This is a genomic window from Rhodococcus sp. 2H158, assembly GCF_053764755.1.
This window is the reverse complement of sequence record NZ_JBSNCE010000022.1, coordinates 12,450-24,956: the sequence shown is the minus strand read 5'-3', so window position 1 is coordinate 24,956 and position 12,507 is coordinate 12,450. Positions and strand designations below refer to the sequence as shown.

Genomic DNA, 12,507 nt, shown 5'->3' with positions numbered 1-12,507 from the left:
CGGTGGTCTACTGTCAACGCGACGGATGGTCGGGAACCAGGTACGACGGGAGCGAACGGTGCAGTTGCGACGCGGCGACGTCCTCGACGGCGCGATGGCGATCCTCGACGAGTACGGTCTCGGCGACCTGACGATGCGCAAGCTCGCCACGTCGCTCGGCGTCCAGCCCGGGGCCCTGTACTGGCACTTCCCCAACAAGCAGACCCTGCTCGGCGCGATGGCCGACCGCATCCTCGACGGCGTCGACGCCCCGTCCACCGCCCCCGCCTGGGACGGCGCACTCACCGAACTCGCGCACCGCTTCCGCGCCGCACTGCTCGCCCACCGCGACGGCGCGGAACTCGTCGCCGCGACCTACGCGTCGCGCCTGACCACGTCGCGCGTACGGGAGGCGTTCGTCGCGGCGGGCCTGCGGGCGCGGCTGTCCCGTGCCCACGCCGAGCTCGCCGGGTACGCGCTGCTGCACTACGTCCTCGGCCACACCGTCGACGAGCAGTCCCGTCTGCAGCTCGCCGAGCTCGGGGCGCTGACCCGCAAGCCCGTCTCCCCCGACGTGTCCACCGAGACCGCGGCCGGCTCGGACGACGACCTGCTCGACGGGGATCCGTCCGTGCGGTTCGACTTCGGCCTGACCCTGTTCGTCGACGGCATCCGCAGCCGCCTGCGCGAGGGCGATCGCGCCGCGTTGAGACCGAATGTCACACCGGTGCAACCGAACTGAACGCATGTGACATTCGGCCACCAGGATCGACGGGGGTCGGCCGGGCGGTGGTCTACTGCCGGCGTCCCCACGCGGCGTACGCGTCACCGAAGACGTCGGCCGCGCACGCATGCGCGACGTCCGGAAATGCGCAGCCCGGGTAGCCCGACACAATGTCGGCGAGCGGGACGGACGTGCACTGCGCGAGCAGGCCCCGCAGCAGGTCCGCCACGCTCCACCGGTCGACTGCGCCGGGGCCGATTTCCCTCGTCCGCGTACACCTCGACGAGATCGTGCCGGGTCCACGCCAGCGCATCGACGAGCCGGGCCTCGGGATTGAAGTCGAGCGCCCGGGTGAGCGAATCGCCGAGGATGCGATGGGGATCCGCACCACCGAGCAGCCGGACGGCCAGGTCGGCGGGCGCCGTCTGCATCGTGAACATCCACGGTCTGCCGTCCGGGTAGAGACCCCCGAAACCGGCGACGTGGAACGGCATGTGACTGTTGAGGAAATCGGACTCGACGTCGACGTGCTGGTCCACACCCAGTTCCACCAGGTGGCCGGTGGCGATCTCCGCGCCCACGGCCTCGTCGGCCCACGTGTTGTTCCACAGGTCGGTCATCCGGCTCGCGTCCGGAAACTCGAGGGCATCGAAGAGGTACGCCATTGTCACAGCCCCGATCCGAGTTCGACGCGGCCCCCGGTGAGTTCGACGATCGCGTGCGCCGCGGAACCGACCACGACGCGGCTCGTCTCGAAGTTCAAGCCGTCCTCCTCCCCGAGCAGGACGTCGAGTTCGACGCGGTGGTCGGTGCTCGATCGGACGGCCGCGACGAAACCCATGCGGCGGTCCTCGAACGGGGGCAGGGAACGCTCCGGATGGAAGTCGGATGCGGCCCGGAACAGGAAGGTCGCCAAGCCCTGCAGGAAGTCGTCCTCCGCCGGCCGACCCAGGTACCACGCGAACCGATCCGGACCGAGCAGACCCACGTCGAAGGCGAGATTCGGCGCGTCGGACCCGAGCGTTCGCGCCGCGGCGTGAGGCCGCAGGAACACCGCGGCACCGCCGTAGCCGGGGAGACGGAATGTGCCGTGGGCCATGGCTGTACGCACCCCGCCTTCCTCGCTGCTGCCCGGACCGGTCGGCACACCGTAACCGAGCCTGCCTCCCCCCGGGCCGCGACGCGCCGCCGGCGGGCCGAGCGGGTGGGGTCAGCGCCGGAACAGCTTGTTGCCGAGCCAGACGATCGGGTCGTACCGGCGGTCGACGACCCGTTCCTTCATCGGGATCAGCGCGTTGTCGGTGATGTGGATGTTCTCCGGGCACACCTCGGTGCAGCACTTGGTGATGTTGCACAGCCCGAGTCCGTGCTCCTCCTGCGCGGCGGTGCGCCGGTCGGCCACGTCGAGCGGGTGCATCTCGAGTTCGGCGATCCGCATCAGGTACCGGGGACCGGCGAACGCCTCCTTGTTCTCCTCGTGGTCGCGCACCACGTGGCAGACGTTCTGGCACAGGAAGCACTCGATGCACTTGCGGAACTCCTGCGACCGCTGCACATCGATCTGCTGCATCCGGTACTCCCCCGGCGCCAGGTCGGGCGGGGGCGCGAACGCCGGTATCTCCCGGGCCTTCTCGTAGTTGAAGGACACGTTGGTGACCAGGTCGCGAACCACCGGGAAGGTGCGCAGCGGGGTCACGGTGACCACCTCGTCCTCGGCGAAGACCGACATCCGGGTCATGCACAGCAGCCGCGGACGGCCGTTGATCTCCGCCGAGCAGGACCCGCACTTGCCGGCCTTGCAGTTCCACCGCACCGCCAGGTCGGGAGCCTGGGTCGCCTGCAGCCGGTGGACGATGTCGAGGACGACCTCGCCCTCGTTCACCTCGACGGTGTAGTCGCGCAGTTCACCGCCCCCGCCGTCACCGCGCCAGATCTTGAATGCCGCCCGGTACCCCATGGCTACGGCCTCCGTCCCGGATGCTCCGCGAGTTCGTCGTCGGTGTAGTACTTGGCGAGTTCCTCGAAATCGAACAGCGCCAACAGATCCGGTCGCATGGGCACCTGCTGTTCGGGTGCCACCGTGACATCCGGGATCGACTCGTCCCCACCGTCCGTGCGGCACACCAGCAGCGTCCGGCGCCAGTTCGGGTCCATCGACGGATGATCGTCGCGCGTGTGCCCGCCGCGGCTCTCGGTGCGCAGCAACGCCGCCCGGGCCACGCACTCGCTCACGAGCAGCATGTTGCGCAGGTCCAGGGCGAGGTGCCAGCCGGGATTGAACTGCCGGTGCCCCTCCACGGCGACGTTCCGGATCCGCGCCCGCAACGCGCCGAGGACGTCGAGGGCACGGGCGATCTCGTCGGCGCGCCGGATGATGCCCACCAGGTCCTGCATGGACTGCTGCAACCCGGTGTGCAGGGTGTAGGGGTTCTCCGCCGTCGCGGGCTCGGCGGGATCGAACGGGGCCAGCGCCGTGCGCGCCGCGGCCGTGACGTCCGCCTCCGCGACACGCGGGCGGTGCCCGAGGCCCTGCACGTAGTCGGCGGCGCCGAGGCCGGCGCGCCGGCCGAACACCAGCAGATCCGACAGGGAGTTGCCGCCGAGCCGGTTCGACCCGTGCATGCCGCCCGAGCACTCGCCGGCGGCGAACAGGCCGGGTACGGACGCGGCACCGGTCTCCGGGTCGACCTCGATCCCGCCCATCACGTAATGGCAGGTGGGGCCGACCTCCATCGCCTCCGCGGTGATGTCGACGTCGGCGAGCTCCTTGAACTGGTGGTGCATCGACGGCAGCCGCCGGACGATCTCCTCGGCGGGCATGCGCGAGGCGATGTCGAGGAACACCCCACCGTGCGGGGTGCCGCGACCGGCCTTGACCTCGGAATTGATGGCGCGGGCGACCTCATCGCGCGGCAACAGGTCCGGAGTGCGGCGGTTGTTCTCCTGGTCGGTGTACCAGCGGTCGGCCTCCTCCTCCGTCTCCGCGTACTGGCCTTTGAACACCGGCGGGATGTACGAGAACATGAATCGATCGTTCTCGGAGTTCTTCAGGACCCCGCCGTCGCCGCGCACACCCTCGGTGACGAGGATGCCCTTGACGCTCGGCGGCCACACCATCCCGGTGGGGTGGAACTGGACGAACTCCATGTTGATCAGGGCGGCCCCGGCCCGCAGGGCGAGAGCGTGACCGTCGCCGGTGTACTCCCACGAGTTCGACGTCACCTTCCAGGACTTGCCGATCCCGCCGGTGGCGACGACGACGGCGGGCGCCTCGAACAGCACGAACCGGCCGGACTCGCGCCAGTACCCGAACGCACCGGCGATGCGGCCCTCGGCGTCCTTCAGCAGTTCGGTGACGGTGCATTCGGCGAACACCCGCACCCGGGCGTCGTAGTCGCCGGTGGCGGCGTGGTCCTCCTGCTGCAGGGACACGATCTTCTGCTGCATCGTGCGGATCAGCTCGAGGCCGGTGCGGTCACCGACGTGCGCCAGCCGCGGATAGGTGTGACCGCCGAAGTTGCGCTGGCTGATCCGGCCGTCGGGGGTGCGGTCGAACAACGCACCGTAGGTCTCGAGTTCCCACACCCGGTCGGGCGCCTCGCGGGCGTGCAGTTCGGCCATGCGCCAGTTGTTGAGGAACTTTCCTCCTCGCATGGTGTCCTGGAAGTGCACCTGCCACGAGTCGTGCGGGTTGGCGTTGCCCATCGCGGCGGCGCAACCGCCCTCCGCCATGACGGTGTGCGCCTTGCCGAACAGCGACTTGCACACGACCGCGACCCGCAGTCCGCGTTGACGCGCCTCGATGACGGCGCGCAGCCCCGCTCCGCCCGCGCCGATGACCACCACGTCGTAGTTGTGCCGTTCGACGTCCGCCATCCAGTCCTCCTTCGCTGCCGAGCCGGCCCGTGGCCGGCGCCCGGGCCGTCGTCGTGGCTCAGCCGACGAACCGCAGGTCCGAGATGGTGCCGCTCGCCACGAGCATGATGTAGAAATCCGTGATCATCAGGGTGCCCAGCGTGGTCCACGCCAGTTGCATGTGCCGGGTGTTGAGCCGGGAAACCGACGTCCAGATCCGGTAACGCAGCGGGTGTTTCGAGAAGTGCTTGAGCCGGCCGCCGGTGACGTGCCGACACGAGTGGCACGAGACGGTGTACGCCCACAGGAGCAGCACGTTCCCCACCAGGATGAGGTTGCCGAGGCCGAAGCCGAACCCGCCGCCGGAACCGTGGAACGCGACGATCGCATCGTAGGTGTTGATCGCCGAGATGACGAGCGCGACGTAGAAGAAGTAGCGGTGCGAGTTCTGGATCAGCAGCGGCAGCCGCGTCTCCCCCGTGTACCGGGCGTGCGGCTCGGCGACGGCGCAGGCCGGCGGCGCCAGCCAGATCGAGCGGTAGTAGGCCTTGCGGTAGTAGTAGCACGTCAGCCGGAATCCGAGCAGGAACGGCAGCGACAGGAACGCTAGGGGGATCCACATGGGCAGCTCGCCCACCCACGTCCCGAAGTGCCGGGCGCCGGGCACGCACGACGCGCTGACGCACGGCGAGTAGAACGGCGTGAGGTAGTGGTACTCCTCCACCCAGTACGCGGTGCGCACGAAGGACCGAATCGTCGCGTAGACGACGAAGACGGCCAGCCCGAGCGTGGTCAGCACAGGCGGTTGCCACCACCGGTCGGTGCGTAGCGTGCGCGCCGCGATCCGGGCCCGCGTCGAGGACCGGACGCCGGCGCCTGCCGCGGGGGCGCTCACCGCGAGCCGTGCAGGCCGCCGAGCCCCTCGTCGTCACAGTCGACGCCGCGGAAGATCTCGTCGTACGGGGTGTCGGGGATCGGAATCCGCTCGCCGGCCGGCCGGGACGTCTCGCGCGGCGGCGAGGCCGCCAGATCCTGCGCGTCGATGTCGAGCCGGTCCACGTCGTTGATCAGGCGGCGCACCGCAGCGGCGTCGCCGTACCTCGACCGGAGCGAGGTCAGGCAGTGCCGAAGGTGACCGATGGTGCGGTGCAGTTCCTGCATTTCGGTGGTGGACATTCGTACCTCCGAGAGGGCGGTCGGCACGTCGACACCTGCCGACTCGATGTGACAGCTATCACAGTACGACATTCGCGCGGCGACGCACGCGAATCCGGCGATCGGCGCGTAAACACCCTGCCGAGCGGCCGATCCGCCCCGGATCCGGACATTTCAGTCCAGGAAATGTGAAATCTTTGCTACAGGTTTCGAAAATCCCGCATCCGGGAAAGCTTTGGTGCCAGTGTGAAAACAGCTCGCGCTGAAGAGAGTAAGGACCGAAACCGTCATGCAGACCACCTTGTTCGCCTCCGCCGCCTCCCGTCGCGCCATGGCCTCCGCCGGCTCGGCCATGAGCACCGAGGAGATCAAGCGCCGCATCGAGGCGATGTTCGCCGAACCACACACCGACGAGCGGTCGGCCAGCACCGGGCGCGCATGAGGTCGACGACGTCGATGTGGAAAGCAGGGGATCAGATGAGTTCAGGATCGATCGAAGGGGTACCGGCCGGCGAACTACTGATCGTCGGCGACTGCTCCCGGGTGCTCGACGGCGCCCGCGGTGCCGAGCTGCGGACGTGGGCGCGTCACCACGGACTCGGTTTCACCGACACGTTCGCCGCGGACCGGGTGGTGTGCGCGATCGTCACCGAGGAGGTGCTCGACGGCGCCTGCTCTCCCGCCGAGGCGATGACGATGCAGTCCGTGCGCGCCGCCGGCATCCCGTGCGTCTGCGTGCACGACGCCCCCGAACGAATCCTCGAGGCACTCGCCGAGCACGACCTGCTCGGCGACACCGTGACCCGTTCCCGCGAGGACGTCACGGTGCCCGCCGGGACCGTGTGCACCTCGGTGTTCGCCCTGAGCGGTGGCGCCGGTGCCCGCCGGGACCCGCAACCGGCCTGACTCCGTCCACGAAATCGACTCCGGCCCCGGCGCTTCGTGCGCCGGGGCCGGAGTCCGTTCGGTCGAGCAGCCGTCGGGCGAGCAGGAGACGCTGCCCGGGCGGCCCGGATCAACCCGAGAAGGCCGAGGCCTCCTGCGGCAGGTGCCAGCGCATCGCCACCACGGTGCCGTCGGGATTGACGACCAGGTCGGTGTCCGCGGCCAGGTTCCGGATCAGCGCCAGGCCGTGCCCGCGCGAGCTCCCGGCCGTCGGCGTGGCCGATTCCCGCCAGTGCCCGTGGTCGGTGACGACGATCTCGACGCACCGGTCCTGAGGCGAGTACTTCGCCTCGAGGTCGACCGTGCCGTCACCGTCGGCGTAGGCGTGCTCCACCGCGTTCGCGAGCGCCTCGTAGCTGGCCAGCAGCACGTCCTGGCCGCCGGCCTCGGCGAGCCGCAGGCCGCTGAGCCACCGATCGAGAGCCTGCCGCAGCATCGTCACCTGCGAGGCCTCCGCGCGTACGCCGCGGTAGTACAGTCCGGTCGTCAGAAAGGCTGGTGCTACGCCTCGCGTCTGCATCCTCGTTCCCTCGTCGTCGACAGGTCCCCGACCGGTTCGTGTCCCGCGTACCAGGTCTCCGCCCGGCTCATGCCTCCGTGCCGGCCTTGTCGGCCTGCAGGGCGGCCAGCGCCTCGTCGAGGCGGCTGTGGATCGGGAACACCTCGTCGAGCCCGAGCAGCGACAGGGGCCGCGCGGTGGCCGAGCCCTGCGCGACGACGGCGTAGGGGATCGTGCCGGCGGTCTTCTTCGACAGGTCCACCAGCACGGCGATGCCCACCGAGGCGAGGAAGTTGACGGCACCCAGGTCCACGATCAGACCCCGGCACTTGTCGTTACCCAGGGTGGCGACGGCTTCCTCCTCGAGCTGCGGGGCGCTGACCAGATCCACGTCACCGGCCACCGACAGCACCGCGATGTCGCCGCTCCACGCCTGGGATACGGCCATGATCGGCTGTTCGGAAGTCGCTTCGTTCATCTGTCCATCATGCAAGACTCTGTCCTCCTGTGCGATAGCGGGTCCGATCCTGGGATCGGAAGTCAACGGGGTACACCCACGGCGAGCAGGGCGATGTCGTCCTGCGCCCGCAGGCTGGGAATCAATTCGGAAAGCTCGGCGACGAGGCGGATCGGGGTGGCGTCCGGCACTCGTGCGGAGAGGAATGCGACGACGCTCTCCTCCCCGAAGATCTCCCGTCCGTCGGGGCGGGCCTCGGTGAGTCCGTCGGTGTAGAGCAGCAGTGTCTCCCCCGGCTCGAGGTCGACGGTGCACGCTCCGAAGCGGGCCTCGGGCAGGGCGCCCACCAGCATGCCGCGGACGCCGACCGCAGTGCAGACCGCCCCCGAGCGCGGCCGCAGCAGCAGCGCGGGCGGATGCCCGCCGGTGGCGAGGGTCACCCGGGCGCCCTCGCGACCCTCGAGATTCGGTTCGATGATCCCGAGCATCACGGTGCAGAAGCGGTGTTGCTGCGGGTCGAGCAGCAGAACGGTGTTGAGTTCGGCCAGCGCCAGCCGCGGGTCGGAGAATCGCACGGCGGCGGCGCGCAGCGTGTACCTGATCAGCGAGGTGACCGACGCCGCGACGGGGCCGTGGCCCTCGACGTCCCCGAGGAAGAACGCCCACCGGTCGTCACCGAGGTGGAACACGTCGTAGAAGTCGCCGCCGACCTGCTGGTTGGATGCCGCGTGGTAGTGGCACGCAAGCTCGATGCCCTCGATGGCCGGCAGCGACGGCGGCAGCAGGGTCCGCTGCAGGGTCGTGGCGAGTTCGGCGAGCACGTGCCGGTCGCGCTCGGCCTGCAGCCGCAGGTCCCGTTCGGCCCGGACGGTGGTCAGCGCCGACAACCGCAGCTCGAGCTGGTCCATCACCACCGACGCGAGGTCCTCGAGGACGGACAGGTCCGCAGCGGAGACCTCCCGGGGCCGGGTGTCGAGGACGTTGACCGTGCCGAGCCGGTAGCCGTCCGCGGTGGTGATGGGAGCGGCGGCGTAGAACCGCACCCCCAGCTCGCCGTGGACGAGGGGATTCTGCGCGGTCCGCGGGTCGGTCCGCGCATCGGCCACCACGTAGGGGCGGTCGCAGAGAATCGCAGAGACGCACAGTCCCGGGGCGCGGTCGATCTGCCGCACTCCCTCGAGACCGTGGGCGGCCTTGAACCAGATGCGGTCCTCGTCGACGATCGTCACCGTGGCGATCGGGGTGCCGAACCAGGACGCAGCCAGCCGGGCGATCCGGTCGAACGTGCCGTCGGCCGGGGTGTCGAGAATGTGGTAGCGGGAGACGGCCCGCACGCGGGCAGTCTCCCACTGCTGGTGATCGAGCACCGTCATCGCTTGCGCTGTCTCCTACACCGACTTCCGGTCCTGCCTCGGTCGGTGAAACGCAACAGTCGACACCCAACGCGACGAGCACTGCGTAGCACTGACGTAGGGACGCGTAGTCGGAACGCGTACCTCACAGGCACTACGGCTGGTGTCTCAACCGCATCGGACACCCTACCCGAACTCGCCGTCTTCGCACATTCGTTCACCTGCAGGAAACGTGCCGGGGCGCCGACCGCGTACCGCGACGGGCGGCGTCAGGATCGCACCGGCAGCCCGATCCGGTCGGCCGGCAGCCAGCGTGCGGCCTGCTCGCCGAAGGCCACGGCGTCGAGGGCGCCACTGCCCGCCGGGATGCGCCCGACGACGGGCACGCCGGTCACCTCGGGCAGGTCCTGCAGATTGCACCGCTCGGCCAGACCGGGCTGCTCCGGCCACGCGCCGATCACCAGGCCCACGCACTCGACGCCGCCGGCCTGCAGCGCGGCGACGGTCAGCGCGCTGTGGTTCAGGGTGCCCAGGGCGGGGGCCGCCACCACCACGGTGGGGGCGCTCAGCGCGGCGGCGACGTCGAGGAGGGTGAACCCGTCCGCTCCCAGCCGGACGAGCAGCCCGCCGGCCCCCTCGACGAGCACCAGGTCGTACGCGTCCGCGAGTGCCCGCACGGCGGTGACGACGTCGGGCAGGTGCAGCGGCGGCCGGCCGCTGCGCCGCGCCGCGGTGTCCGGTGCGAGCGGCTCCGGGTAGCGGGCCAGTTCGACGGTGTGGACCCGGTGCCCGGTGAGCCGGGCGATCTCGGCGAGGTCGCCGGGTGCGTCGTCGGCGACGCCGGTCTGCGCCGGTTTGCACACGGCGACCCGCAGGCCCGCCGCGGCGGCCACGGCGGCGTAGGCCGCCGTGACGACGGTCTTGCCCACGTCGGTGGAGGTGCCGGTCACACACAGGACGGTCATGCGCGCGCCCCGGCCAGCACGTCGGTGAGGACGCTTTCGATGCGGGCGAGCTCGTCGGCGCCGAGATTCGCGCGCGCGGTCAGCCGCAGCCGGGACGTGCCCTCGGGGACGGACGGCGGCCGGAAGCAGCCGACGTGGACGCCCCGGCTGCGGCACGCCTGGGCGGCGTCGAACGCGACCTGCGGGTCACCGAGGATCACCGACACCACCGCCGACGTGGGGGCGGCGACGCCGGTGATCCGGGCCAGGTCGGCGGCCCGCTCGAGCACGGCGGTGGCCCGTTGCGGCTCGTCGCGCAGCACGCGCAGCGCACCGCGGGCGGCGCCGACGGCCGCGGGCGCGAGACCGGTGTCGAAGATGAAGGTGCGGGCGGCGTCGATCAGGTGGGCCCGCACACGGGTGTCGGCGAGGACCACGCCGCCCTGCGAGGCCAGGGACTTCGACAGCGTGGCGGTGACCACGACGTCGGGTTCGCCGGCGAGACCCGCCTCGTGGACGAGTCCGCGGCCCCCCTCACCGCGGACTCCGACCCCGTGGGCCTCGTCGACGAGCAGCAGCGCGCCGTGCGCGCGGCACGCCGCATGCAGTTCCGGCAGCGGCGCGAGGTCTCCGTCGGCGCTGAACACGGAGTCGGTGAGCACGAGGGCGCGCCGCTCGGTGCGGGTGGCGAGGGCCGTCCGCACGAAGTCGACGTCGGCGTGCGGGGCGATCTGCACCCGCGCGCGGGACAGCCGGCATGCGTCGACCAGGGACGCGTGGCAGCCCGCATCGGAGACCACGAGGGTGTCGCGGTCGGCGAGGGCGGTGACGGCGCCGAGGTTGGCGGCGTAGCCGCTGGCGAATACGAGGCCGGACTCGGCGCCGGTGAACTCGGCGAGTTCACACTCGAGCAGTTCGTGCTCGCTGGTGGTGCCCGTGACGAGGCGGGATCCGGTGGCGCCGCCGCCCCACCGGCGCAGCGCGGCGGTCGCGGCGGCGAGGACCTCGGGGTGCCGGACGAGACCGAGGTAGTCGTTGGAGGCGAGGTCGACGGTGCCCGGTACCGGGGTGCGCGGATGCAGGGTGCGGCGCAGGCCCGCCGCGCGACGGGCGTCGGCGACGTCGTCGAGCCACTGGAGGCTGGCGAAGGCGGTCATGTCGGCAGACCATACCTGAACGCTGTTCAAGTGACGCTCCGGGCGGCTGATTCCCCCGTGCAGGGGCCGCCGGCGGTGACCGCCGCCCCGCGAGTTCCCCGCTCGTGACCCGGCGTGCCGGGCCGGATCAGGCCCGGGCCGCCGCGCGCATCCCCGCGGCGATCCGCTGCACGTCGTCGGCGCTGCAGACGTAGGGCGGCATCGCGTAGATCAGGTTGCGGAACGGGCGCAGCCACACACCGGCCGCGACGGCGGCCGCCGTCGCGGCGCCCATGTCCACCGGCCGGTCCAGTTCGAGCACGCCGATGCCGCCGAGCACCCGCGCGTCCACCACGCCCGGCAGCTCCCGCGCCGGCGCCAGGCCCGCCTCGAGGCCGGCGGCCAGCGCGGCCACTTCGCCGCGCCAATCCCGCGACAGCAGCAACTCCACGGCAGCGACGGCAACCGCGCACGCGAGCGGATTGCCCATGAACGTCGGGCCGTGCATGATGCCGCCGCCCTCGCCCGCGCTGACCACTTCGGCGACGGTCGACGTGCACAGCACCGCGGCCAGGGTCAGATAGCCACCGGTCAACGCCTTGCCGACGCACATGACGTCCGGCGCGACGGCCGCGTGGTCGGCGGCGAACAGCTCCCCGGTACGGCCGAACCCGGTGGCGATCTCGTCGAAGATCAGCAGCAGGCCGTGTGCGTCGCACATCCGGCGCAGCTCGTTCAGATAGCGGGGGTCGTGGAAGCGCATCCCGCCCGCCCCCTGGACCACCGGCTCGACGATCACGGCGGCCAGCTCGTCCGTATGGGCCTCGAGCCGCGCTTCGAACTCGGCGACGTACGCCGGATCGAACTCGCGGGGCGGCGCCGGCGCGAACACCTGCCGCTGCAGCACGCCGGTCCACATCGAGTGCATGCCGCCCTCGGGGTCGCACACGCTCATCGGCGCGAACGTGTCGCCGTGGTAGCCGCCGCGCCACGTCATGAGCCGGTGACGTCCCGGCCTGCCGGCCGCGCGCTGATACTGCAGTGCGAGTTTGACCGCGACCTCCACCGACACCGACCCGGAATCGGCGAGGAAGACCTTGTCCAGACCGTCGGGGGTGATCTCCACGAGCAGCTCCGCGAGCCGCGCGGCCGGCTCGTGGGTGAGGCCCCCGAACATGACGTGGCTCATCCGGCCCAGCTGCTGCGTGACCGCCGCGTCGAGGACCGGGTGGCGGTATCCGTGCACGGCGGCCCACCACGAGCTCATGCCGTCGACGAGTTCCCGGCCGTCGGCCAGCCGCAGCCGGGTCCCGTGCGCCTCGTCGACCACGAGCGGCGCGGTCGATGCAGGGACGGCTCCGTAGGGGTGCCACAGGTGCGCCGCGTCGAGCGCGGCGACCCGGTCGGGACTCAGACGACGAACGGTCACGGGGATCGACTGTAGGCGTCCCTGCCCCGGGG

Annotated in this window: 15 protein-coding genes; 3 read left to right on the top strand and 12 right to left on the bottom strand. The window is 71.1% G+C overall.

All coding sequences use genetic code 11. The features are described 5' to 3' along the window. The first annotated feature begins 58 nt into the window (after positions 1-58). Positions 59-721 carry a TetR/AcrR family transcriptional regulator C-terminal domain-containing protein gene (locus ACWPOB_RS20560; RefSeq protein WP_100057085.1) on the top strand — a complete coding sequence of 221 codons (663 nt, stop codon included), beginning with the start codon at positions 59-61 and terminating at the stop codon, positions 719-721. 83 nt (positions 722-804) lie between these two features. Here ACWPOB_RS20560 and ACWPOB_RS20555 read toward each other — a convergent pair whose 3' ends face one another. The 6 genes from ACWPOB_RS20555 to ACWPOB_RS20530 all read right to left on the bottom strand — a co-directional run bounded on the left by ACWPOB_RS20555 (position 805) and on the right by ACWPOB_RS20530 (position 5,734). Beyond that, a complete protein-coding gene (locus tag ACWPOB_RS20555; protein WP_455401937.1) occupies positions 805-1,374 on the bottom strand; it encodes a hypothetical protein in 570 nt (189 codons plus the stop codon). Beyond that, positions 1,371-1,814, bottom strand: coding sequence for a hypothetical protein (locus ACWPOB_RS20550; protein WP_455401936.1), 444 nt, complete (start codon positions 1,812-1,814; stop codon positions 1,371-1,373). Before ACWPOB_RS20550 ends, ACWPOB_RS20555 begins: the two co-directional genes overlap by 4 nt. Positions 1,815-1,913: 99 nt before the next feature. Next, the gene (locus tag ACWPOB_RS20545; protein WP_455401935.1) at positions 1,914-2,660 is read right to left on the bottom strand and encodes a succinate dehydrogenase/fumarate reductase iron-sulfur subunit; all 747 of its coding nucleotides are present in this window, start codon (positions 2,658-2,660) and stop codon (positions 1,914-1,916) included. Positions 2,661-2,662: 2 nt separating this feature from the next. Then, the gene (locus tag ACWPOB_RS20540) at positions 2,663-4,579 is read right to left on the bottom strand and encodes a fumarate reductase/succinate dehydrogenase flavoprotein subunit (RefSeq protein ID WP_455401934.1); all 1,917 of its coding nucleotides are present in this window, start codon (positions 4,577-4,579) and stop codon (positions 2,663-2,665) included. 58 nt (positions 4,580-4,637) lie between these two features. Next, entirely contained in the window at positions 4,638-5,453 is an 816-nt protein-coding gene (locus ACWPOB_RS20535; RefSeq protein ID WP_455401933.1) for a hypothetical protein, read from the bottom strand. Continuing rightward, positions 5,450-5,734 carry a hypothetical protein gene (locus tag ACWPOB_RS20530; RefSeq protein WP_006946170.1) on the bottom strand — a complete coding sequence of 95 codons (285 nt, stop codon included), beginning with the start codon at positions 5,732-5,734 and terminating at the stop codon, positions 5,450-5,452. The genes ACWPOB_RS20535 and ACWPOB_RS20530 overlap by 4 nt, the downstream gene beginning before the upstream one ends. A 268-nt stretch (positions 5,735-6,002) precedes the next feature. On the opposite strand from ACWPOB_RS20530, the gene ACWPOB_RS20525 reads away from it, so the two are divergent. After that, positions 6,003-6,155, top strand: coding sequence for a hypothetical protein (locus tag ACWPOB_RS20525; RefSeq protein WP_455401932.1), 153 nt, complete (start codon positions 6,003-6,005; stop codon positions 6,153-6,155). 35 nt (positions 6,156-6,190) lie between these two features. Further along, positions 6,191-6,619: a hypothetical protein gene (locus ACWPOB_RS20520; protein ID WP_455401931.1), complete on the top strand. Its 429-nt coding sequence runs from the start codon at positions 6,191-6,193 to the stop codon at positions 6,617-6,619. Between the two features lie 109 nt (positions 6,620-6,728). Here ACWPOB_RS20520 and ACWPOB_RS20515 read toward each other — a convergent pair whose 3' ends face one another. The 6 genes from ACWPOB_RS20515 to ACWPOB_RS20490 form a co-directional block, all read right to left on the bottom strand. Continuing rightward, positions 6,729-7,178 (bottom strand): ATP-binding protein, encoded by a 450-nt coding sequence (locus ACWPOB_RS20515; protein WP_455401930.1) that lies wholly within the window; start codon positions 7,176-7,178, stop codon positions 6,729-6,731. A 67-nt stretch (positions 7,179-7,245) separates the two neighbouring features. Further along, positions 7,246-7,635: an STAS domain-containing protein gene (locus tag ACWPOB_RS20510; protein WP_100057091.1), complete on the bottom strand. Its 390-nt coding sequence runs from the start codon at positions 7,633-7,635 to the stop codon at positions 7,246-7,248. A gap of 62 nt (positions 7,636-7,697) precedes the next feature. Beyond that, positions 7,698-8,987, bottom strand: a complete 1,290-nt coding sequence (locus ACWPOB_RS20505; RefSeq protein WP_455401929.1) for a PP2C family protein-serine/threonine phosphatase — start codon at positions 8,985-8,987, stop codon at positions 7,698-7,700. Positions 8,988-9,235: 248 nt separating this feature from the next. Beyond that, on the bottom strand, positions 9,236-9,931 hold the full coding sequence (gene bioD, locus ACWPOB_RS20500) for a dethiobiotin synthase (protein ID WP_455401928.1): 696 nt from the start codon (positions 9,929-9,931) through the stop codon (positions 9,236-9,238). After that, complete coding sequence (locus ACWPOB_RS20495) at positions 9,928-11,067, bottom strand: 8-amino-7-oxononanoate synthase (protein WP_455401927.1); 1,140 nt, start codon at positions 11,065-11,067, stop codon at positions 9,928-9,930. The genes bioD and ACWPOB_RS20495 overlap by 4 nt, the downstream gene beginning before the upstream one ends. A gap of 127 nt (positions 11,068-11,194) precedes the next feature. After that, entirely contained in the window at positions 11,195-12,475 is a 1,281-nt protein-coding gene (locus ACWPOB_RS20490; protein ID WP_455401926.1) for an adenosylmethionine--8-amino-7-oxononanoate transaminase, read from the bottom strand. Positions 12,476-12,507: the final 32 nt, after the last annotated feature.

What these genes read in the sequence shown, in the direction of transcription:
- ACWPOB_RS20530 (WP_006946170.1), bottom strand. Translation starts at nt 5,734, where the DNA reads ATGTCCACCACCGAAATGCAGGAACTGCACCGCACCATCGGTCACCTT.
- ACWPOB_RS20545 (WP_455401935.1), bottom strand. Translation starts at nt 2,660, where the DNA reads ATGGGGTACCGGGCGGCATTCAAGATCTGGCGCGGTGACGGCGGGGGC.
- ACWPOB_RS20495 (WP_455401927.1), bottom strand. Translation starts at nt 11,067, where the DNA reads ATGACCGCCTTCGCCAGCCTCCAGTGGCTCGACGACGTCGCCGACGCC.
- ACWPOB_RS20515 (WP_455401930.1), bottom strand. Translation starts at nt 7,178, where the DNA reads ATGCAGACGCGAGGCGTAGCACCAGCCTTTCTGACGACCGGACTGTAC.
- ACWPOB_RS20505 (WP_455401929.1), bottom strand. Translation starts at nt 8,987, where the DNA reads ATGACGGTGCTCGATCACCAGCAGTGGGAGACTGCCCGCGTGCGGGCC.
- ACWPOB_RS20520 (WP_455401931.1), top strand. Translation starts at nt 6,191, where the DNA reads ATGAGTTCAGGATCGATCGAAGGGGTACCGGCCGGCGAACTACTGATC.
- ACWPOB_RS20540 (WP_455401934.1), bottom strand. Translation starts at nt 4,579, where the DNA reads ATGGCGGACGTCGAACGGCACAACTACGACGTGGTGGTCATCGGCGCG.
- ACWPOB_RS20510 (WP_100057091.1), bottom strand. Translation starts at nt 7,635, where the DNA reads ATGAACGAAGCGACTTCCGAACAGCCGATCATGGCCGTATCCCAGGCG.
- bioD (WP_455401928.1), bottom strand. Translation starts at nt 9,931, where the DNA reads ATGACCGTCCTGTGTGTGACCGGCACCTCCACCGACGTGGGCAAGACC.
- ACWPOB_RS20525 (WP_455401932.1), top strand. Translation starts at nt 6,003, where the DNA reads ATGCAGACCACCTTGTTCGCCTCCGCCGCCTCCCGTCGCGCCATGGCC.